At 66.5% G+C, this 21,377-nt stretch carries 22 protein-coding genes; 13 read left to right on the forward strand and 9 right to left on the reverse strand.

What is annotated here, in order from left to right; translation table 11 throughout:
• Positions 1–68: 68 nt before the first annotated feature.
• Entirely contained in the window at positions 69–830 is a 762-nt protein-coding gene (locus CEY08_RS16595) for an IclR family transcriptional regulator (protein WP_042794488.1), read from the forward strand.
• A 72-nt stretch (positions 831–902) separates the two neighbouring features.
• Here the strand turns inward: CEY08_RS16595 and CEY08_RS16600 are convergent, their stop codons facing one another.
• The 5 genes from CEY08_RS16600 to CEY08_RS16620 all read right to left on the reverse strand — a co-directional run bounded on the left by CEY08_RS16600 (position 903) and on the right by CEY08_RS16620 (position 6,884).
• Entirely contained in the window at positions 903–1,736 is an 834-nt protein-coding gene (locus CEY08_RS16600; protein WP_063960339.1) for a mechanosensitive ion channel family protein, read from the reverse strand.
• A 151-nt stretch (positions 1,737–1,887) separates the two neighbouring features.
• Positions 1,888–3,003, reverse strand: coding sequence for a DUF1513 domain-containing protein (locus CEY08_RS16605; protein WP_076817805.1), 1,116 nt, complete (start codon positions 3,001–3,003; stop codon positions 1,888–1,890).
• Entirely contained in the window at positions 2,993–4,081 is a 1,089-nt protein-coding gene (locus CEY08_RS16610; RefSeq protein WP_063641110.1) for an imelysin family protein, read from the reverse strand. Before CEY08_RS16610 ends, CEY08_RS16605 begins: the two co-directional genes overlap by 11 nt.
• Positions 4,081–5,589: a di-heme oxidoreductase family protein gene (locus CEY08_RS16615; protein WP_076814721.1), complete on the reverse strand. Its 1,509-nt coding sequence runs from the start codon at positions 5,587–5,589 to the stop codon at positions 4,081–4,083. The genes CEY08_RS16610 and CEY08_RS16615 overlap by 1 nt, the downstream gene beginning before the upstream one ends.
• Positions 5,586–6,884 (reverse strand): imelysin family protein, encoded by a 1,299-nt coding sequence (locus CEY08_RS16620; protein ID WP_042794490.1) that lies wholly within the window; start codon positions 6,882–6,884, stop codon positions 5,586–5,588. Before CEY08_RS16620 ends, CEY08_RS16615 begins: the two co-directional genes overlap by 4 nt.
• A 221-nt stretch (positions 6,885–7,105) precedes the next feature.
• Between CEY08_RS16620 and CEY08_RS16625 the strand changes: the two genes are divergently transcribed.
• From CEY08_RS16625 to CEY08_RS16640, 4 genes are all read left to right on the forward strand, one after another.
• Entirely contained in the window at positions 7,106–8,032 is a 927-nt protein-coding gene (locus tag CEY08_RS16625) for a LysR family transcriptional regulator (RefSeq protein ID WP_042794491.1), read from the forward strand.
• Between the two features lie 106 nt (positions 8,033–8,138).
• Positions 8,139–8,939: a class II aldolase/adducin family protein gene (locus tag CEY08_RS16630; RefSeq protein WP_076814722.1), complete on the forward strand. Its 801-nt coding sequence runs from the start codon at positions 8,139–8,141 to the stop codon at positions 8,937–8,939.
• An 81-nt stretch (positions 8,940–9,020) separates the two neighbouring features.
• Complete coding sequence (locus CEY08_RS16635) at positions 9,021–9,980, forward strand: Bug family tripartite tricarboxylate transporter substrate binding protein (protein ID WP_042794493.1); 960 nt, start codon at positions 9,021–9,023, stop codon at positions 9,978–9,980.
• 12 nt (positions 9,981–9,992) lie between these two features.
• On the forward strand, positions 9,993–10,988 hold the full coding sequence (locus CEY08_RS16640) for a D-2-hydroxyacid dehydrogenase (RefSeq protein WP_076814724.1): 996 nt from the start codon (positions 9,993–9,995) through the stop codon (positions 10,986–10,988).
• 53 nt (positions 10,989–11,041) lie between these two features.
• Here the strand turns inward: CEY08_RS16640 and CEY08_RS16645 are convergent, their stop codons facing one another.
• The 3 genes from CEY08_RS16645 to CEY08_RS16655 form a co-directional block, all read right to left on the reverse strand.
• The gene (locus CEY08_RS16645) at positions 11,042–12,361 is read right to left on the reverse strand and encodes an MFS transporter (RefSeq protein ID WP_042794495.1); all 1,320 of its coding nucleotides are present in this window, start codon (positions 12,359–12,361) and stop codon (positions 11,042–11,044) included.
• Positions 12,362–12,406: 45 nt separating this feature from the next.
• The gene (locus tag CEY08_RS16650; protein ID WP_063641105.1) at positions 12,407–13,078 is read right to left on the reverse strand and encodes a DUF4286 family protein; all 672 of its coding nucleotides are present in this window, start codon (positions 13,076–13,078) and stop codon (positions 12,407–12,409) included.
• A gap of 126 nt (positions 13,079–13,204) precedes the next feature.
• Positions 13,205–14,116 carry a LysR family transcriptional regulator gene (locus CEY08_RS16655; RefSeq protein WP_042797225.1) on the reverse strand — a complete coding sequence of 304 codons (912 nt, stop codon included), beginning with the start codon at positions 14,114–14,116 and terminating at the stop codon, positions 13,205–13,207.
• Between the two features lie 289 nt (positions 14,117–14,405).
• On the opposite strand from CEY08_RS16655, the gene CEY08_RS16660 reads away from it, so the two are divergent.
• Genes CEY08_RS16660 through CEY08_RS16685 form a run of 6 tightly spaced genes read left to right on the forward strand, consistent with a single transcriptional unit; the run spans position 14,406 to position 19,369 of the window.
• Entirely contained in the window at positions 14,406–15,413 is a 1,008-nt protein-coding gene (locus CEY08_RS16660) for an ABC transporter substrate-binding protein (protein WP_042794497.1), read from the forward strand.
• Positions 15,414–15,416: 3 nt separating this feature from the next.
• Positions 15,417–16,229 carry an ABC transporter permease gene (locus CEY08_RS16665; RefSeq protein WP_042794498.1) on the forward strand — a complete coding sequence of 271 codons (813 nt, stop codon included), beginning with the start codon at positions 15,417–15,419 and terminating at the stop codon, positions 16,227–16,229.
• Entirely contained in the window at positions 16,229–17,050 is an 822-nt protein-coding gene (locus CEY08_RS16670; protein WP_042794499.1) for an ABC transporter ATP-binding protein, read from the forward strand. The genes CEY08_RS16665 and CEY08_RS16670 overlap by 1 nt, the downstream gene beginning before the upstream one ends.
• A gap of 22 nt (positions 17,051–17,072) precedes the next feature.
• Complete coding sequence (locus CEY08_RS16675) at positions 17,073–17,255, forward strand: DUF4089 domain-containing protein (RefSeq protein ID WP_042794500.1); 183 nt, start codon at positions 17,073–17,075, stop codon at positions 17,253–17,255.
• Entirely contained in the window at positions 17,252–18,640 is a 1,389-nt protein-coding gene (locus tag CEY08_RS16680; protein ID WP_076814726.1) for an AtzE family amidohydrolase, read from the forward strand. Before CEY08_RS16675 ends, CEY08_RS16680 begins: the two co-directional genes overlap by 4 nt.
• 21 nt (positions 18,641–18,661) lie before the next feature.
• Positions 18,662–19,369 carry a GntR family transcriptional regulator gene (locus CEY08_RS16685; RefSeq protein WP_042794502.1) on the forward strand — a complete coding sequence of 236 codons (708 nt, stop codon included), beginning with the start codon at positions 18,662–18,664 and terminating at the stop codon, positions 19,367–19,369.
• A gap of 16 nt (positions 19,370–19,385) precedes the next feature.
• Here CEY08_RS16685 and CEY08_RS16690 read toward each other — a convergent pair whose 3' ends face one another.
• Positions 19,386–19,925 carry an antibiotic biosynthesis monooxygenase gene (locus CEY08_RS16690; protein ID WP_042794503.1) on the reverse strand — a complete coding sequence of 180 codons (540 nt, stop codon included), beginning with the start codon at positions 19,923–19,925 and terminating at the stop codon, positions 19,386–19,388.
• A gap of 191 nt (positions 19,926–20,116) precedes the next feature.
• Here CEY08_RS16690 and hpxZ point away from each other — a divergent pair, with 191 nt between their 5' ends.
• Entirely contained in the window at positions 20,117–20,491 is a 375-nt protein-coding gene (hpxZ, locus tag CEY08_RS16695; protein ID WP_063641104.1) for an oxalurate catabolism protein HpxZ, read from the forward strand.
• Between the two features lie 119 nt (positions 20,492–20,610).
• Positions 20,611–21,165: an NADPH-dependent FMN reductase gene (locus CEY08_RS16700; protein WP_063641103.1), complete on the forward strand. Its 555-nt coding sequence runs from the start codon at positions 20,611–20,613 to the stop codon at positions 21,163–21,165.
• Positions 21,166–21,377: the final 212 nt, after the last annotated feature.

Here is a 21,377-nt window from a genome sequence, read left to right on the forward strand (position 1 = left end):
GAGTCCACAGCACGGACAGTGGTTTTCCCTTGAATATTCCGTAATAACCCGAGTTTTCAGAGATTTTCATGCAAGATAGCGACGCCGCGGCTGCGGGTCCACGCACACTGCGGCGCGGATTGGCGGTATTGGCAGCCCTGCGGGACCAGGGCCCTGACGGCCTGAGCGTGACCGACATTGCCCGCCTGACGGGCATACAGCGTCCCACCATTTACCGCCTGCTGGCCGCCCTGCTCGACGCTGGGCTGGTGCTGGCCGTGACGGGCACCAAGAAGTACCGCGCCCAACTGGCGGTGGACCCGGACACGCGTTCGCGCGACCCGCGCGTGCGCCAGTTGCTGCCCGTGTTGCGCCGCCTGGCCGACCGTACCGGCGACGCGGTATTCCTGGTAGTGCGCGAAGAGGACGATTCCATCAGCCTGCATCGCGAGATCGGCAGCTATCCCGTGCAGATCCTGGCCACCTATGCGGGCAAGCGCCAGCCGCTGGGCGTGGGATCCGGCGGCATGGCCCTGCTGGCCGCCCTCCCCGACGACGTCGCGCGCGGCATCGTCGAGCGCAACTCCGGCCGGCTGGACGAGTACGGCGGCATGACGCCACAGGAAATGTACCGCCTGATCGAAAACACCCGCGCCCGCGGCTATTCCGTTGTGGGCAATCACGCGGTGCGCGGTGCGCTCGGCGTGGGCTGCGCGCTGCTGGATTCCCAGGGCGCGCCGATCCTGGCGGTCAGCGTGACGGCCATTATCGACCGCATGCCGGCCCAACGGCAGCGCGAAATCGCCGGCTGGATCAAGACCGAACTGGCGCGCCTGTCCATGCAGGCGTAGCGCTTTTGGCAGCAGTAAAAAAAAACGGGCGCCCTGGGCGCCCGTTTCCGTTCCTGCGAGAAAAAACCAGCTTCAGGCAGCCGCTCCCGTCTTCGCGTTCTGGATCTCGCGCATCGGAATCGGCGGCTGGAAGCCCGCGTCCTCCAGCGACTTGCGGATGTCCTGGTACAAGCCCCAGCGCAGGTCCCAATACTTGGCCGCCTCGGTCCACACGCGCACGTTCACGACCACGCCGTTTTCCTTGTAGTCGACCACCTTGACCAGCGGCTCGGGGTCTTTCAGCGTTTCGGGGCGCGCATCCACGATGGCGCGCAGCTTGGCCACCACCACCTCCAGGTCGTCGCCATAGCGCACCGGCACGGGAATATCCAGGCGGCGCGTCTTGTTGCGGCTGTAGTTGGTGATGGTGGCATTCCACACCGTGCTGTTGGGCAGGGTCAGGTGAATGCCGTCGACCTGAACCAGGCGCGTCAGGAACAGGCCGACCTCTTCCACCGTGCCGTCCACGCCCGTGCTCAGCGCCACGTACTCGCCCGCGCGTATGGGGCGCAGGATGAGGAGCATGATACCTGCGGCGATGTTCTGCAACGTGCCTTGCAGAGCCAGACCCACGGCCAGGCCGGCCGCGCCCAGCACGGCGATCAGGCTGGCCGTCTGCACGCCGAAGCGCGCGAGCACCGCGATCACCGTGAAGATGCGCACCGTCCAGACCACGGTGCTGTAGAACATGGGCACGATGGTGGGATCGATCTTGCTGGAACGCGTGGCCGCGCGGCGCACCCAGCTGCCCAGCAGGGACGACACCCACCAGCCGATGATGAGGATCAGCAAGGCGATAAGCAGATTGAGGCCCAGGTCCACCAGCCTGGGAGCCCAGGCGCTAAATTCTTTCAAGGCTTCTTCCATGGATACTCCTGCGCAAAAGTTGAGGCCGCGCGGCGGCCCCGCGACGGGCGCCTGGCGGCCTGAAAAAAACAGCCGAAAACTTTATCAGATGACGCTTGCGATCAGGGCCGCGTTGCGGCCCTGTTGTGTCAAGCTTTGTAAGCGAAAAGGATCAGGCCTGCGCGGGCACTTTGCGGAAATGGTTGTCCCACGACACCTCGCGCGACGGCGCCAGCACGGGCGTCTCCGCCCCCGTCGCGTCGGCGCGCAACATGGCGCCCAGGCCACTGCTCAGCAGGAAACCGGCATCGGCCGCCGGCGCCACGCCGCAACCGTCGGCCAAGGCAGTGGTACCGAGGCACCGGCCGTTGGCCGCGTCCCAATACATTACTTGCCCGCCCACCGGACTAGACGTCGCCACCACGGCGCCGGCAGCATCCACCGCCACCGAGCCGACGTAGTTGCGCATCTGGCGCAGCGTCTGAGCGGGACCCTCGAAGAGTTCAAGCCGCGCGCCGCGCCGGTGACGCCCGACCAAGGCGGGACGGTCGGCCGCCGGACCCATGTATTGGCAGCCGAACCAGATACAGCCGTCCGCGGCCAACGCCAGATGGCGGATCGAAAGGCGGTGCAAGGCCGGCTCCAGCTCGACCTTCTCCAGCAGTTCTCCGCTGGCCGCGTCGATGTACGCCAGCGAGGGCCGCATGGTGTCCAGATTGAGTTCCAGCTTGCCGTAGTCGGGATGCGTCAGGATGCCGCCGTTGGCGACGCAGAGTGTCTTGCCGTCAGGCATCAGCACGACCTCGTGCGGTCCGATGCCGCCGGTATCGAACTCTCCGATGCGGCGGTACGCAGCGCCGGGCGAAGCGTCATAAACCCCCAGCACGCCCCGGCCCGCCTCAAAATCGTTTTCCGTGGCGGCCAGCAGCCGGCCACCTTCCAGATAGGCGCCATGGCCGAAGAAATGGCGTTCCTCATGCATGGGCAGCGCTTGGGGCTCGCCCCCGTCCAGGGAAAATGCCAGCGCGAAAAAGCCAGGTTGACGACCAAAGACCACGGCGCGTCCGCTGGCGGAGTCGATCGCGAAGCTGTGTCCGCGCGCAGGCATCGGCACCACCAGCCGATCATGTCCGGTCTCGTCCAGCAACACGGCTTCGTCGCGCCCGCCGCGCTTGCGCGCGCTCAAGTACAGAACTGCGCCGTCCTTGGGCGCGGCCGCGAGCGCCGCTGCCGGCGCCAGGCCCATGGCGGCGGCAAGCGACAGAAAGCGGCGCCGGTCAATCGCCATCGAGCGCATTGAATCCGATCGTCACGCCCAGAGCCGGCGCCAGATCCTGGTCGACGATGGCCTTGGCGTTCTTGAGGGTCAACGCCGCCAGGGTCAACAGCCGGCGCCCTTCTTCCTGCGCGAGCGCCTGCTCCAACGGAACCGGCACAGTCTGCAGCGTGCGCGCCGCGCTCTCCAGTTCGCCGCGCACCGACACGGCCATCCAAGCCTCACCCGCGGGCAGGGCATAGGCGCCCGCCTGATAGAAGGCCTGCAAGCCATCCAGGTTGGCGGCCAGCAGGCGCGTGGACAACTGGCTGCGCCAGAATGCAGCGCGCTTGGGCCGCGCTGCTTCCGGGGTGTCGCCCAACACCGGCAGTATCTTCACGTCGCGCGCGAATTGCAGTCCAGTGGACAGAGACTTCATGGCCTCGGCCGCGACCTCCTGCTGGTCGCGGTACAGGTCGTTGCCGGCATTGGGTTGCGCAAACTGCCGACCGAAATCGCCTTCGGCGCTCCAGGCCTGCGCCACATCGCGCGAAATCTGCGTGACGTTGGCCGCGACAGCCTTGGCGTAGCCGCAGGCGTAGGCGAAATCCTGTTCGCCGTTGCGCCGCAGCAAGGCCGGTTCGCCATAAAGGACATACTCCAGCGCTGGCAGGCCCTGCACCGCCACGCTGCGTCCCGACAGGGCGCCAGGCTGGAGCAAGGCATCATCCTTGGCGGCGATGAGCGATTGCACCTGCTTGGGCATGACGCCGCGCGTATCGGGCCAGAAGGCCAGGCGCTCGTAGCGGTTGGCCTGTACCAGCGGGCCAAAGCGCAGGAACTCGACGCCGGACCAGGCCAGAGCGAGGTTTTCGAACGCCTGCTTCACACGTGCCGCGTCGGCGGCGCCGGGCTGCGCGCACCAGACGCCCAGCGCGCCATCCAGGGCCGACGCCGCGTCGACCATCCTGGCCATCGCGGGCCGGGCGTAATCGCGCGCAAGGCGCTCGCCCAGATCGGCGGGCGGCGCAGCAAGAACGGGCCAGGGCGCGGCCCCGATCAGCGCGGCGGCAGCCGTCCACTTCAACAGATGCTTGGCAAATCCCGCCATCACAGCGACTCCAGGAAACGGATGAGATCGGCGCGTTCCTCCGGCGTCATCGCCACCACGCGGTCACGCGCGGGCTTGCCTGCGCCGCCATGCCACAGCACGGCCTCCAACAAGGTGCGCGCGCGTCCGTCATGCAGCCAGGTGGCGTTGGGATTCACGGTCTTGGTCAGGCCGATGCCCCACAGCGGCGGCGTGCGCCATTCGCGTCCATTGGCCAGTCCGTCGGACACGCCATCGGCCAGGTCGTCGCCCATGTCGTGCACCAGCATGTCGGTGTAGGGCCAGATCAGCTGGAAGCGATGCTCAGGCTGCTTGGCGTTGCGGCTGGTGACGTACTTGGGCACGTGGCAGGCGACGCAATTGGCTTCGTAGAACAGTTTCTTGCCGGCGAGCACGCGCGCATCATCGGCATCGCGGCGCTGCGGCACGGCCAGGTTGGTGGAATAGATGGTGACGAAGTCCATCAGCTTGGCCGGCACTTCTTCCGGGCCGAAACGCGGCTGCGCGCCGTGCGGCATGTCCAGGCATTGCTTCTGCGCGGGCGTGCAGTCGCCGGAATGCTTGGGGAACAAGGGCGTCGACAGCCCCATGTCATTGGAGAAGGCGGCGGCGCTCTGCTGCTCGACCGTGGGTTGGCCAGCCTTCAGGTTGAAGCGGCCCAGAGCTCGCGCGCCAGTGCGCACGTCGGTGACCCAGTTGGCCTTGCCGACGATGCCATCGCGCTTGTCCGCGCCCACGTTGGCCAGGATGTCGGCCTCGTGTATGGCTTCCAGCAGGCCCAGCCCGATCATGGGCGGCGCCAGCCGAGGCGAAATCTGGGTGTCCGCGCGCATCGGGCCGTAACCCAGGTTCTCGATGCGGTACGTGGGCTTCATCAGGGTGACGGTTTCACCGCTATTGAGCGCGACGGGAACCGGCGCGTACTCGATTTCCATGCGGCCTTCGGCGGGCAGGCCCGCCACCGCAAAGTTCTGCAGCTGCACGCCATAGACCGGTTCGGGCAAAGCCGCGATTTCACCTGCGGAAAGCCGCGGGTGGCCGCGATCCGGCCCTTCCGGGACCGCCAGGCGCAGCAACAGCGCCACCGCGTCGGTGCGCTCCAGGGGATCGAAACCCGGCACCGTGCCGCGCCCGTCCTTGGTATGACAGGCCTGGCAGGACCGCGCGTTGAACAGCGGACCCAGGCCGTCCGAGGCTTGCGTGGATGCGGGCGCCGAGACCCAGTCCTTGCGGAACAGGCCGTTGCCGACCTGGAACTCCTGACGCCCCTCGAAGCTCATGTTCGCCGACGGCTGCGAAAAGATGTCGGCATTGATGAGCTTGTTGGTGGTGGCTGCCCCCGCCTGCATGGTTTCGAAGGTCTCGGCCTTCGAGAAGTCCCGCGTGGGCGCGGTGATGGCGGTCACGCGCTTATTGTCTTCGGGCGAAAGATCGTCGCGCCCGGTTGGAGCAGCGGCGGCGCCGGCGTGGGCCGACGCCGCCAGTACGGCGGCTAAAACGAGTTTCACTTGAATACGGCGTCAGGTTTGTCCAGGCTGTCGGAACCTTCGATGGCGACCTTGCCCAGGTCCAGCAGGGCGATCACGCGTTCGAGGCTGCGGGTCTGGTCGACCAGGCGGTCGATGGCGGCCTGCACCACGGCGTTGCCTTCCTTGTTGCCGTCCGAGATCATCTGGTCGTAGGTCTCGACCGTTTCGGCGCGCGTCTTCATCGCCTGCATGGCGGCCACGGTGGCGTCCAGCTTGGCGCGCACTTCGGCGTCCAGCTTGGGATCGCGGGCCTTCACCAGTTCCGACAGGCTGGCGCCCGTAACGGTCTTGCCGTCGATGCGCGTATAGCTGCCCAGGTAGACGTTGCGGATGCCGATCTGGTCGTAGTAGTGCGAGTTGTGGGTGTTGTCGGAGAAGCAGTCGTGCTCTTCTTCCGGATCATGCAGCATCAGGCCCAGCTTCATGCGTTCGCCGGCCAGCTCGCCGTAGGACAGGCTGCCCAGCCCGGTCAGCATGGCGATCAGGCCAGCCTTCGGATCTTCCTCGACAGCCTTGCGCGCAGCGCCGTCCTTCTTCCAGTTGCCGACCATTTCTTCCAGGTCGGTCACCAGCAGGTCGGTCACGGCCTTCAGGAATTCGACCCGGCGCTCGCAGTGGCCGCCCGTGCAGTGCTTGGGATCGAAATCGGTGTGCGGACGATTGCCGGCGTGGCGCTCCTGCGGCGTGCCCTTGCGGTCCGCCGGTGCCGGGCCGGTGCCGTTCAAATCCTGGCCCCACAGCAGGAATTCGATGGCGTGGTAGCCCGTGGCCACGTTGGCTTCGTTGCCGTCGGCCTCGTGCAGGACTTCGGACAGCAGCTGGGGAGTGATCTTGCTGACGTCGACGGTCTTGCCGCCCACCGAGATCTTGGAGTTGGCGATGACGTTGACGGCGTAATAGGCGTTCTCGTCGTTCTCGGTGCCGTAGGACGCGTCCACGTAGTCGATCAGGCCTTCGTCCAGCGGCCAGGCGTTGACGCGGCCTTCCCAGTCATCGACGATGGGGTTGCCGAAGCGGTAAGCCTCGGTCTGCTGGTAGGGCACGCGCGCTGCGAGCCAGGCCTCGCGCGCGGCCTTGAGCGTTTCGGCGCTGGGCTTGGCGATCAAGGCGTCGATGGCGGTGCGCAATGCCTTGGCAGAGGTCAGCGAGTCTTCGTAACCGGCCAGCGCCAGATCCGAATACGTGGCCACCACGGCCTTGGGCTCGACCGCGGCCTGGGCCGTTCCCCCGAATACCGCAGCGGCCAATACCGCTCCCAACAGCAACTTGCGCATCGACTTTCTCCCGTAACTCGAACGGCACCCGCCCCCGCGGCGGCCCGCTCATACTCGAATTTTGAGGATGAGAGTGTAAACAATTTTCGTTTGGTGTTCAGAATAAAGTCAGATACCTGACATTTCTTTGAACCGTCAGACTGGTTTTCCCGAGGCCGGCAAAACGGCGCGCGCGCGCCTGCGGCAGCTACTATCCCCTCTTCCGCCTCTAGCCTGCCGCCATGGAACTTCGCCAACTCCGCTACTTCGTCCGCGTCGCAGAACTGGGCAGCATCGGCCGCGCTGCGCGCGAGCTCGAAGTGGTCGCCTCGGCGCTCAGCCAGCAGATCAGCCGCCTGGAAAGCGAGCTGGCCACGCGTTTGCTGGTGCGCACGCCCACCGGCGTGGTGCCCACCCCCGCCGGCACGGCATTCCTGCGGCAGGCGCAGCTGACGCTGCGGCACGCTGAAAACGCGGTGGCCGCAGCGCGCGAGGCGCGGCTCTCCGGCATGGTCAGTGTCGGCTTCGCCCCCACCACCGCTTCGGTGCTGGCCCGGCCGTTCTACGCGGCCATGGCCGAGCGCTACCCGAATGTGCGGCTGCACCTGGTCGAAGGATTGTCCGGCAACCTGGGGGAACTGCTCACGGGCCGGCGGCTAGATCTGGCCGTGCTGTTCCAGAACGACAGCACACAGGGACGCAGCGCCATCCCGGTGCTGGATGAGCGATTGTTCCTGCTTGCGCGCCGCGGCATGGTGCCGCTAGCGGATGGCGAACCGGTCACCATTGCGCAGCTGGGCAGCCTGCCTCAGGCAGTGACAAGCAAGGCCCACGGCCTGAGGGCGTGGGTGGAGGCCGCCTTCGAGCGAGCAGGCGTGGAACCATGGATCGGCGTGGAGATCGATGGGCTGACCACGCTGATGGACCTGGTGCAGGCCAATCCCCTGGCGACCATCCAGCCTGGCGCGGCAGTGGCCCGCGTGGAATCGGGGCTGCTGAGCATGCACCCCATCGATGATCCGTTCCTGTTCCGGCGCAACCTGGTCTATTGCATCAACGACGAAGAGCTGTCGCCGGCGGCGCTGGCCGCGCGGGTGGTGCTCCTGGACGTGATGCGCGCGCTCGTGCGCAACGGCGGCTGGCCGGGGGCAACCCTTCTCGATTCGTGATGCCCCCATGCCGGCACAGTGGCTAGGCCCTGCCCGCCACCGCAGATAAATTGCCAGCCAGGATGCCGCGGCATGGTGCAGCGGCGACAGATCTGCACGAATTCCAATGAGACCTGATCCCCAAGCGCCGGGGCGCCTGCGCATTGCCTCCATGCGTCCGCAGTGTTCCGAGGCGGAGTGGAATGCCCGCATCGACCTCGCGGCCTGTTATCGGCTCGTCGAGCTCTATGGCATGGCCGACATGATGGCCAACCATATCTCGGCGCGCGTGCCGGACGAAGACAACGCCTTCCTGATCAACCCCTACGGGATGATGTACGAGGAAATCACGGCGTCCAGCCTGATCAAGGTGGACGTGGACGGCACCATCCTGGCCCGCCCTGATTTCGGCGAGCTGGACTACGGCATCAACAAGGCAGGCTATGTGATCCACAGCGCGGTGCACGCCCACCGCCACGAAGTGGATTGCGTCATCCATACGCACAGCTGGGCGTCGATGGCCGTGTCCTCGCTCGAATGCGGCCTGCTGCCCCTGACCCAGACGGCGATGCGTTTCCTGAAGATCGGCTACCACGACTACCAGGGCGTGGTGCTCGGCCTCGAAGAACAAGCCTCGCTGCTGGAAGACCTGGGCCAGGGCGAAGCGCTCATCCTGCGCAACCATGGGGCGCTGACCGTGGGCCGGACCGTGGGGGAGGCCTTCAACTGGATGCACCGCCTGGAACTGGCATGCCGTTCCCAGCTTGCTGCCATGGCCACGGAGTCGCCGCTCAGGGCCGTCGCCGCGCCCGTGCTGCACGACACCTGGAACAACTACCAACCTGGCACGCGGCGGCCATATGGCGTGATGGAGTGGCCCGCGCTGCTGCGCAAGCTCGACCGGATGGATCCGAGCTATCGCGACTGAGTTGCCTGATTTTGCAGGCGCCGGCCGGCGTGGCGGCACGGCGCCATCGAAAACTCGACTACGCCCACGCGAGGAGACATCATGAACACTGCACGAGCCCTGCTCGCTTCCGCAGCGCTGGCGGGCGCCTGTACGCTGGCGCCGACCGCGGCGGCGGACTATCCCGACCGGCCGGTGAAAGTCATCGTCGCGTTCTCGCCGGGCGGCACCACCGACACCCTGACCCGCAGCGTCACCAACACCCTGACCCAAAAGCTGGGCCAGCCCTTCGTGGTCGAGAACAAGCCCGGCGCGGGCGGCAACATCGGCACCGAGTATGTCGTGCGGGCCGCGGCCGACGGCCACACCCTGATCGTCAATTCCGTGGGCCCCATCGCCGTCAACCCCTCATTGAACAAACTGCCCTACAGCCCGCTGACCGACCTGGTTCCGATGGTGCAGATCGCCACCGTGCCCAATGTGCTGGTGGTGCCCCCGTCCTTTCCCGCCCAGGACATCCAGGGATTCCTGAAGTACGTCAAGACCGCGCGGCAGCTCAACTACAGCTCGACCGGCGTGGGCACCTCCTCGCATCTGTCCAGCTACATGCTGATGGACGAGCTGGGAGTCAACGCCACCCACGTGCCCTACAAGGGCGCGGACGCGGTCAACGACTTGCTGGCCGGGCGCATCGACTTCATGTTCGCCACCATTCCGTCCGTCATCGGACATATCCGCGCCGGCAAACTTCGGGCGCTTGCGGTCAGCACCTCGCAGCGTTCCGCCACCCTGCCCGACCTTCCCACCATCGCCGAATCCGGCTATCCGGGCTTCGACGCCGGTTCCTGGTTCGGCTTCTTCGCTCCCAAGGGCACGCCGCAACAAGTGGTGGATGTCGTCAATCGCGAGGTAAATGCCGCCCTGCCCGGGTTAAACGAACAGATGCTGCGGGAAGGCGCTGAACCGGTTGGCGGTTCGCCCGCGCAATTCGGTGCGTTCATCCAGCGCGAACACGACAAATGGGCGGTGCTGGTGCGCAAGTTTGCCCCCGAGGCCCATTGAACCGGCCGCGCCATGACACGAAGCTCTGACACAAGCATCCTGTGCTCGCCGGCCGAGGCGCCATCGCTGCGCCTCGCGCTGGACCGCACGCCGGCGGCCGGCCGCTATGCGTTAATCCACCCCGTGGCGGGCCAGCCCATGACGGCCGAAACCGCCTTTATCTCGCGGGACGTAACGGGCCATTCCACCAAGTTCGAAATCCAGGAGTCCACGGCGCTGTATTACGAGGCCATGCGCCACGCGCCGGCGCTGCGCTGGGTGCATGTGCACTCGGCCGGCGCCGACCGCGAGATCTATCAGGCATTGCACGCGCGCGGGGTGGCGGTCACCACCTCGCAAGGCGCAAGCGACCCGGTGGTCGCCCAGAGCGCCATCGCCGGCCTGCTCGCGCTCGCGCGCAGCCTGCCGGCGCTGGCCTCGGACCAGCGCGTCCACGCCTGGCGCCCGCTGCTGGATGCGCGCATGCCGCGGGATCTGGCCGGCCAGCATGCCGTGATCGTGGGTTGGGGCGGCATCGGGCAGCGCATCGGCGCGTTGCTGGGTGCGCTCGGCCTGGATATCTCGGTCGCGCGTCATAGCGGCGCACCCGTGCCGCAGGCGCGCCATACGGTGGATTACGGGGCGCTGGCGTCGCTGCTGCCAGCGGCGGATTGGCTGGTGCTGGCCTGCCCGCTCACGCCGGCCACGCGCAACCTGATCGACCGTGACGCGCTTGCCGCGCTGCCTGCCCACGCCATGGTGGTGAATGTGGCCCGAGGCCACGTGATCGACGAACCGGAACTGATCGCGGCGCTGCGAGCAGGACGCGTGGGCGGCGCCTTTCTGGACGTATTCCAGCACGAACCGCTGCCGCCTGAGTCGCCCCTGTGGGACCTGCCCAATGTCATCGTCACGCCGCACAGCGCCGGCTTTTCCGACCGCAATGCCGCGCGTGTGCGCGGACTGTTCGTCGACAACCTCAATCGCTGGCTCGCCGGCGCACCGCTGGCCAATCGCAGCCTCGCCTGAGCCGCCTGCCGCCGCCCGGATCGCCATCCAGGCAGCGGTCGGGCATCGATGCCTCAACGCTGCAAGGGCGCCTTTGCCGTCTCGCGCGCCGCCAGCACCGCCACCGCGGTGACGAGCAGCGCAGCCGCCACATACAGAGAGATGGCGATGGTCGAATTCCAGGATTTGAACAGGCTGGCGATGATCAGCGGCGCGAACCCGCCGCCCACGATGCCCGCCAGCGTGTAAGCCAGGGACGAGCCGGCGTAACGCACGCGGCCCGGGAACTGCTCGGTGATGAACGCGGCCTGCGGGCCGTACATCAGCGCATGGATCAGCAGGCCCACCACGACCGCCGCGCAGATGGCAATGGGATGCGCGGAGTCCATCAGCACGAAGAAGACGAAGGCCCAGATCATGCCCAGCACCGCCCCCGCCAGATACACCGGCCGCCGGCCGATCCTGTCGGACAGATGTCCGCACAGCGGTACCGCGATCGCGTTCAGCGCGGCGCCCAGCATGGTGGCGGTCAGGGCCATGGGCCGGGACAGATGCAGCACCGTCGTCACATAGGTCAGCGTGAATACAACCACCAGCGCATAGAGCACGTCGGATCCGATGCGCGAACCGCCCGCAACCAGCAATTGCCGCCAATACTGCCCCAGCACTTCCTTGATGGGAGTGGCGGCGGTTTCGCGCTTTTGCTCCATTTCCAGGAACACGGGTGTTTCCTCGACGCCGCGCCGCAGCCACAGGCCGAACAGCACCAACGCCACGCTGGAGACGAACGGCACGCGCCAGCCCCATGCCTGGAAATCCTCGGGGCTCAGGAAGGCGGACACCGCCGCGATGAAACCGGTACCTATCAGCGTGCCGCAGGACGGACCGATCTGCGTAAACGAAGCGTTGCGCCCGCGCTGGTCGGGCTTGCCGTGCTCCATGGACAGCAGCACGGCGCCCGCCCATTCTCCGCCCAGCGCCACGCCTTGCACGAAGCGCAAGGCCACCAGCGCCACGGGCGCCCACACGCCCCAGGTCGCATAGGTCGGCAAAAGCCCCATCAGGCCCGTCGAAATCCCCATGATGACCAGTGTGGCAACCAGCACAAACTTGCGCCCAAGCCGGTCGCCCAGATGGCCGAAGACAAAGCCGCCCAACGGCCGCGAAACGTAGCCCACGGCATATGTCGAGAATGCCAGGATGGTGCCCGTCAGCGGATCGAAGGAGGGAAAGAAGATGGAGTTGAATACCAGCGCCGCCATCAGGTTGTAGATGGTGAAGTCATACCACTCCAGCGTAGTGCCAACCGAACTGGCCAGCGCCAGTCTGCGCATCTTGTTGGGCGCGTCCGCGGTCTTGACCGCAGCGGCGCCGTACAGCGTTTCTTCTGCCATGGAATTCCCCTTGAATACGATATGTGGTGCGATGCCGCGGCCTGCTTAACGCAGGTCCGCCGCCGTCAATTTCCAGCCCAGTTCCAGCAGCCAGGCGCCCGAGGGATCGGCGCCGAAGGCGCCGCAGGCCTGGGCGCGCAGGGCGCGAGCGGCCTGCGCCGCGCTCGCCTCCACCACCAGCAGGGGCGCCAGCACCCGGTTTTCGGTGGACTCGCGCGGCAGCGGCGTGCTGAGGGAGGCGTCGGGCACCAGCAGATAGGACTGCACGAAGCCGTCCGTTTGCGCCAGGTCGGCGCCCAGCGCGCTGGCTCGGGCAACCAGGGCCTCGCTGTCGTCCGCCTGCGGCAGCGGCAGCACCACGATTTCGCTGCCGGAGCCAAAGCCGGTCACGGCCCGCACCGCGCACACGCGGCGCATCGGGTTGCGCATCCGGTCCAGATTGGTCACCGACCACGCGGTTTGGCGCTCGAAAGCCGCGCGGTAATCGGATGTGGTGAATGCCGCCAGCGACTCGGTGCGGTACAGGCCCAGGTATTTGCGGCCGCCTTCCCGCGAGAGGTAGCGCGCGCCGGAGAGGAAGCCTGGAATGCGCACGCGCTCTTCCACGTGCTCGCGGTCGTACCAGCGGTTGAAATCGGCCTCGTGGGCAGGATCGGCGTCAGTGGCGACGAACAGCAGGCCTGGGCAGGAAAGCGAGGATTCGGTATGGGTGCTCATGAGCTGAAGACAGGGAATTCCTTCGATTGCGGAAGGCTCCATCTTCAGCCGGCGGGCGGGCGGCGGACAAACGAGTAATTTTTCTGCGCGGCAACAGAATTATTGAAAGCCGCCCTAGGGATAACACTATTGCGCCGAACCCAATCGCGGCGCAGTGACCGAGGATGTGAACTGGTCCGAAGCCCGGCTGGCAAGTTCCGCCACCAGCCTGATGGCATCGGATCCAGCGCTCTCCAGATAGCTCACGACCAGCAGCTGCGGCGGCACCGGGATGTCGCAGCGGATGATCTGCACCTCGCCGCGCGCGACGTATTCGTAGATGGGCGGCAAGGGCACCAGCGCCCGGCCAAAGCCGCTGCGAACCAGGCGCGCCAGCGCGGAAATCGAACTGACGCAATGCACCTTGCCCTGCGGCATGCCGACCTCCCGGTACAGGGCCTTGAGCGCTTCATGCGGCTGCGATCCAGGGCTCATGGTCAGCACCGGCTCGCTGAGCAGTTGTTGGGCCGTCAGCGTTTCTTCGTCGCCTGCCGGCCCGACCCAGCCCATCTCCATGGGCAGGCAGGCGGTGCTGATGATGCCGCTGTCGTTCAGCAGGTCCGTCTGCAGCGCAATGTCCAGCGCGCCTTCGCGCAAGCCCCGGTGCAGCGCCCGTGTGGTCTCGGACGTAAGCTGCACCTCGATGCCCGGATAGGTGGATCGCAGGTTGGTCAGAAAGCCGATAAGCCAGGTATGCACCACGGTTTCGATGGCTCCGATGCGCACCAACCCGAAGACTTCGTCGCCACCCTTGCCCAGCGACAGGATCTGCTGCCGGATCTCCAGCAGCCGTTCGCCATAGTCCAGCAGACGGGTGCCGGTGGCGGTCAGCCTGAGTTCCTTGGCGTCGCGCTCGAACAGGCGCGCGCCTATGTCCTCTTCCAGCGAGGCGATGCGATTGGCCACGGCGGCCTGGGTAATGTGCAGGCGATCGCTCGCCGCCCGGAAACTGCCCAGGCGCGCCGACCACAAGAAAGCTTCGACAAAACGCGTATTCATCTCGGTACGACGCGGCCAGGCATCGCGCAAGGACTCAGAACTCCGGAGCCCCAAGCTCCGATCCGCTCCCATGCTACCGCCATAAAGGCAGGCACGGCGCGCGCCTGGTTGTGTCCCCTTCAATGGTGCGGCGTGCACCAAAGTGGTTCAAGCGTGGCACCAGCGCGAGGCTGGCGCGGCCCTCTTCCGGAGTCGGGGAGGCCCGCGACAGGGTTGGCACGGCTTTTGCTTGATGCCTGGTATGCCAGCTTGTCTACAAGCGCCCCTTCTTGCACACCAGGAGTCCCACATGATCTACCGCAACGCGCCCCATGCCTTCAACGCCACCCGCCGCCGACTGATCCAGGGCGCCGCACTGGGCGCCGCGACGCTGGCCGCGCCGGCGTTGGCGCGAGCGCAATCGGGACCCGTCATCCGCATCGGCTTCTGGCCCGTGGCGGCCGGCCTGCCGTTCTATGCGGCGCTGGAAAAAGGCTACTTCAAGGAGGCTGGCCTGAATGTCGAACCGCTGAAGTTCGCCGGAGCGCAGCAGGTCATGGAAGCCATGCTGGCGGGCCGCGCGGACGGCAGCGCCAACGGCACGGGCTCGGCCAACCTGGCGATCGGCGAAATCGCCTCGCCCGGCCTGTTCAAGATTTTTGCGTCCAACCCCAGCAATGCCAAGCATGTGCTGGACGAGTTCATCGTCGCGAAAGACAGTCCCATCAAATCCATCGCAGACCTCAAGGGGAAAAAGGTCGGATCTGGACCCGGCATCCAGAACGCCACGCTGGCCAAAGCAGTGCTGGAGCGCGCCGGCGCAACCGGGGCAACCGTGGTCGAGTTGGCAATCAGCCAGCACGTCGCCGCGGTTGCCGCCGGCCAGTTGGATGCCTGCTACACGCTGGAGCCCACGGGCACGGTAGGCAGGCTGAACGGCACCACCCGCGTCCTGGAAACGGGGGTCATCGCCAAATACGTGCTGGGCGACCCGATGGCGCCCTGGTTCGGCGGATCCGCGTCCCTGACGACCGCCTTCCTGAAAAAACACCCCGAGGAAAGCCGGAAATTCATCGCCGCGTACGCGCGCGGCATCGAACTGATCCGCAACAAGCCCGAAGAAGCGCGCCCCTACCTGAAGGGCTACACCGCCATCGAAGGGCCGATGACCGAGGAAGTGCCGCTGGCCGCCTACACGCTCTACAACGAGTTCACGCCCGGCGACATCCAGTACTTCCAGAAGTTCTTCGACCTGTTTGCCGACAAGGGCGTCTTCGCCCAGAAGGTCGACGTCTCGACCATGCTCTACAAGGGCTGAGCCATGACCGCAACCGCAACGACGACGGCCGGCCCCGCCGGCACGGCGCGCCCTGCGCGCAAATTCGATACGACTCGGCTGCTGCCGCTCATCGGCCCATTGGCGCTGTTCGTGGTCTGGGACCTCGTGGTGCGACTACAACTGGTGAGCCCCGTGCTTCTGCCCACGCCCAGCGCGGCCATCGCGGCGCTGGCCAAGGGCATGGCCGGCGGCCCGCTGCTGGCGGACTTCCTGGCGTCGCTGAACCGCACGCTGCAAGCCTTCGTGATCGCGGGTGTGATCGGCGTGCCCCTGGGCGTGCTGCTGGGCAGCAGCGAAAAGGCTTATCGCAGCGTGGAGTTCCTGGTGGACTTCTTCCGCTCCACGCCCTCTTCCGCGCTGATTCCGCTGTTCCTCATGATCTTCGGCGTGACCGACATGAACAAGATTGCCATCGCGGCCTTCGCGGCCGTGCTGGTGATTCTGTTCAATAGCGCCTACGGCGTCATCAACGCCCGCAAGCAGCGCGTCATGGCGGCGCGCGTCATGGGCGCGTCGCGCTGGCGCATCTTCAAGGACGTGCTGATCTGGGAAAGCCTGCAGCCGACTTTCGTGGGCTTGCGCAGCGGGGTGTCGATGGCGCTGGTCATCGTGATCGTGGCCGAGATGTTCATCGGATCCGACAGCGGCCTGGGCAATCGCATCATCAATGCGCAGCAGGTGCTGAATGTGCGCGACATGTATGCGGCCATTCTTGCCGCCGGCGCGCTGGGCTATGTCCTGAATATTCTCTTTCTCGTGCTGGAAAAGCGCGTGGTCCACTGGAGCGGCCGCTGATGTCTACCGTGATCAATCCCATCATCGCACCCGACCCTGCCGCCACCCCGTTCGCGCCCGGCCCGCTGGGCACGCACATCACGATACGCGGGCTGACCAAGTACTTCGCGGGCTGGCCCTTGTATGAGAACTTCAACCTTGACATACCCAAGGGCAAGATCGTCTCGGTGTTCGGTCCCAACGGCTGCGGAAAATCCACCTTGATCAACATGATCGCCGGCCTGATTCCCATCGACTCGGGCGAGATCCTGTTCGACGGCAAGTCGCTGGCGCAGACCAAGATAGGCTATGTCTTCCAGAATTACCGCGAAGCCATGTTCCCGTGGCTGCGCACCATCGACAACATCGCCTATCCGCTACGCCTGGAAGGTCGCAGCAAAGGTGAAGTCGATGCGCGAGTCGAAGAACTGGTTGCCTCATTCGACGTCAAATTCGACCTGAACCGCTATCCCTATGAGCTGTCCGGCGGACAGCAACAGACCGCGTCGATCATGCGGGCGCTGGCCCCCGGGCCCGAAGTGCTGTTCCTGGACGAGCCCTTCTCCGCGCTGGATTTCGAGATGACGCTGTTCATCCGCGAAAAACTGCAGGAGGTGTTCATCCAGACCGGCACCACCATGCTGCTGGTGTCGCATGACCTGGAAGAAGCCGTCTACCTGGCGGACCAGGTGCTTCTGCTGACCAAACGCCCCACGCGGGTCGCAGAGATCCTGGACTACCGCGACGCGCGTCCCCGCACAGTGGAAACGCTGTCCGAGCCCAGCTTCATCCAGATGAAGAAACTGAGCCTGGAGATCTTCCAGCGCGAAGTACGCAAGTAAGCCCCGTACCGGAGAGTCCGCCATGACCCAGGAAACCATCGACCAATACGTACGCAGCGCGCTGGCGCTGGCTGGCTATGCCCTGCGCGAGCAGGCAACGGCCGAAGTCGTGCAGCAATTCACGCGCATCCACGATATCGCGGCCGGCTTCGTGGACGAGCCGCTGTCCGTGGAATTGGAATCAGCTTCGGTGTTCCGCCCGTGAGCGGCCCCGCGCAGGACATCGCGCGCCAGATCCGCGCTGGCGAACGCAGCGCCATGGCGGTGCTGGACGCCACGCTGGCGCGCGTGCGCGAACGTGACCCGCGCTACAACTGCTTCACCGCGCTGACGGAAACCCGGGCGCGGCAGGAAGCGGCTGCCATCGATGCGCGCCGCGCCCGTGGAGAGCCGTTGCCGCCGCTGGCCGGCGTCCCCTACGCGGTCAAGAACCTGTTCGACATCGCCGACGAAATCACCCTGGCCGGCGGCCGCGTCAATGCGTCCAACCCGGCCGCAAGGCGCGACGCCCGGCTGGTCCAGCGCATGCGTGAGGCCGGCGCCGTGCTGGTGGGCGCGCTGAACATGGACGAGCACGCCTACGGCTTCACCACGGAAAACAGCCACTACGGCGCCTGCCGCAATCCGCATGACATCTCGCGCATCGCCGGCGGCTCATCAGGCGGCAGCGCCGCCGCCGTCGCGGGTGGCCTCGTGCCGCTGACGCTGGGCTCGGACACCAATGGTTCGATCCGGGTCCCTGCCTCGCTGTGTGGCGTGTTCGGCCTGAAGCCTACCTTCGGCCGGCTGTCACGCGCGGGCTCGTTCCCATTCGTCGGCAGCCTGGACCATCTGGGTCCATTTGCTGCCAGCGCCAGCGATCTGGCCGCCGCCTACGATGCGTTGCAGGGTGAAGACGCGGACGACGTGGCCTGCGCCCCGCGCGCTGCCGACCCTGTGCTACCCACCCTGGCGGACGGCGCGCGCGGACTGCGCGTCGCGGTGCTGGGCGGCTACTTTTCCGAGTGGGCCGGACCTCAGGCGCGCCGAGCCGTCGAGATCGCGGCGCGCGCGCTGGACGCCTCGACCGTGGTCGAACTGCAGGGTGCCGCACAGGCTCGCGCCGCGGCCTTCGTCATCACGGCGGCGGAGGGCGGCGCCCTGCACCGCCGCAGGCTCGTCACGCACTACGACTACTACGAACCGCTGTCGCGCGACCGGCTGGTGGCGGGCAGCCTCGTTCCCGCGGCATGGGCGCAACAGGCGCAACGCATACGCCACCGCGTCTACCGCGAGGCCTTGGCGCTTTTCGAGCGCTATGACGTGCTGATCGCTCCCGCCACACCGGTGCCCGCCCCGCCCATCGGCTCCGACTGGCTCACGCTCGCCGGCCAGCAGCTGCCCGCGCGCGCCAGCATGGGCATCCTCACGCAGCCGTTGTCATGCATCGGCCTGCCGGTCTGCGCCGCCCCCGTCTGGCCCGAAGCCGGACAGGACGACCACCTGCCGCTGGGCGTGCAATTGATAGGCGCGCCTTGGCGCGAAGCCGATTGCCTGCGCGCCGCGCAAGCCCTGGAGCTCGCTGGCATCGCCCGCGCCCGCCCCCTTTAACCCCCCGATCCGAGGCCACACATGGGAACCGCCTTCGCCGTCATCGACATTCCGCGCACGCTGGCCGACACCGCATACGGCACATTGAAGCGCGACATCCTGGACTTCCGCCTCGCGCCCGGAGACCGTTTCACCGAGACCGAGATCGCCGACCGCCTGGAGGTCAGCCGCACTCCGGTGCGCGAAGCGCTGTTCCGCCTTGAGCGGGAGGGCTACCTGGAAGTGCGGCAGCGCAATGGCTGGCTGGTCAAGCCGCTGGACTTCAACACGCTGGACCACTTCTACGAGCTGCGCAGCGTCCTGGAAGCGGCCGCCGTGCAAGCGCTCTGCGTATCAGCCAATGCGGCTGAACGGCAGCGCGCGCTGCGCCCGCTGGCCGACATCTGGTTGGTGAACGAAAGCGAACGCTCCAGTGATTGCGAAAGGCTGGCCGACCTGGACGAGCGTTTCCACATCGATCTGGTCGCGGCGGGAGGCAATCCCGAGATCGCCCGCGTGCATCGGGCGGCCACCGAGCGTATTCGCATCGTGCGCCGCCTGGATTTCACCCTGCCCGAGCGCATCGGCAAGACCTACGAAGAGCACGCCGCGATACTGGATGCCGCGCTGGCCGGGGACGCGGCGCGCGCGGTCGGACTGTTGAGCGCGCATATCCAGGGGAGCCAGGCCGCGGTGCGCAAGATCACGCTGCACCGGCTGTACTCCGCCCGTGGCGCGCGCGCAGCCTGACGAGGGCGCGCCCGCCTCAACCGGCGCGCAGCCAGCGATGCAGCATGCGGGACACCAGCGGCATGCAGATGAACACCATGACGGGGGTGAGCGCGACGCTGGTGACCAGCACGCGCCAGAACACCGGCAAAAGACTCAGGGGTTCGCTGGCCAGAATCGAAAACACCAGCAGCACCGGAAAATAGGCGAGCCAGATGCTGACGGCCTGCTTCCAGCGCGGTGGCGCGCTCGCCCTGGGCGCGAACCAATCGTCGGTGCCACTGACACGGCGTTCGTGGCTGGCACGCACCAGCGCGGCTCCGCGTTCCAGCCACATGCGGCGCGGCAAGGAATTTTCCCAGCGGCCCAGGCTGGCGGCGTCCGCAAAGCGCAGCACGATCTGGTACTGGTCGCCGCCCTCGGGCGGCTGCAGGACGCCCGACCCGAGAAAGCCGGGAAACCCGGCTGCCAGGATTTCGCCCTGGCGCATCCAGGACAGGAAATCGCCGTAGCGTTCGGGTGTGATGTGTCGGGTGACCAACATGGTGACCGGGGCGGAAACGGCGGAACTGGTCATGGCGGAACTCCTGGGACGGCAAGCAGCTTGTTATGCAGTGTTAACCCTAGCAAGCGGCATGCCAGCCACCAGGCGCCGCGCGTCCCCCGGCGTAGCATTCATCGCAGCGGACACACCGCACCGCGCCATACACCACCTTGGTGATTTCCCAAAGATTCCGCACCACAACGGTGCCAACCGGAGCAGCAGGCATGGATATCAACCTTCCCGACGTGGTGGCCGAAGTCACCGCCGCCCTCGAACGCTACGAGGCTGCCCTCGTAAACAATCAGGTGGAGGTGCTGGACGCGCTTTTCTGGAACAGCCCGCACACGCTGCGCTATGGCGCGGGCGAGAACCTTTATGGCTACGAAGCCATACGCGCGTTCCGCGCGGCGCGCTCGCCTCAAGGCCTGGCACGCCGCGTGCTGCGCACGGTCGTCACGACCTACGGCCAGGATTTCGCCACCGCCAATCTGGAGTTCCAGCGCGACGGCAGCGACCGCCCTGGACGGCAAAGCCAGACGTGGATGCGCACGCCCGAGGGGTGGCGCGTCGTGGCCGCCCACGTCAGCCTGATGAGTTGATGCGCCCGCCGACATCAGCGCGTCATGATGCTGAATAAACATATGCGCGATCGTCATTGAGCGGGCTTGCGTACAGGTCTACACTGACATTCCCGTCCAACCCTTGGAGCCTGCGCCCCATGAGCACCTACAAGATTGCCGTTTTCGTCGGAAGCCTGCGCGCTGCCTCGTTCAACCTGCGGCTGGCCCGCGCGCTGGAAAAGCTGGTGCCCGCGGACTTCAAGTTCGAGTACGTGAGCCTGGGCGATGTGCCGCTCTACAACCAGGACAACGAGAACAACCTGCCCGCGCCCGCCGCCAAGCTCAAGCAGCAGATCGCCGACGCCCAGGGCATCCTGTTTGTTTCGCCCGAGCACAATCGCTCCTTGCCCGCTGCCCTCAAGAACGCCATCGACTGGGGTTCGCGCCCCTGGGGCCAGAACTCCTGGACCGGCAAGGCCGCCGGCATCGTCGGCACCTCGCCCAGCGCCGCCGGCACCGCGCTGATGCAGCAGCACTTGCGCAATATCCTGGCAGCTGAAGGAGCCAACGTCCTGACCACGCCTGAGGTCTTCCTGCAGTACACGGAAGGCCTGATCGATGACCAGTACACCATCACCAACGAAGGCACCCGCAAGTTCCTGCAAGGCTGGGTGGACCGCTACGTGGACTGGATCAAGAAGTTCAACGCCTGATCGCCGCCGCTGCCGGCACGGGCTCCTCCCGGCCGGCAGAGATCGCCCGCCTACCTCCGGGCGATCAAGCCCCCCGATACGTTCGGGGGGCTTTTTTTTTGGACGTGCCCGCGCCGCCACCGCAAAATAGTCACTCGCGCCTCCGGAAGAATGCACAGCCCGCCCCAAGGTGGGCCAGCCCCCTCGAGGGCAGCAAGCCGAAGGCGCGGCGT

Origin of the sequence: Achromobacter insolitus, from assembly GCF_002209555.1 — a bacterium.
Lineage (GTDB): Bacteria > Pseudomonadota > Gammaproteobacteria > Burkholderiales > Burkholderiaceae_B > Achromobacter > Achromobacter insolitus.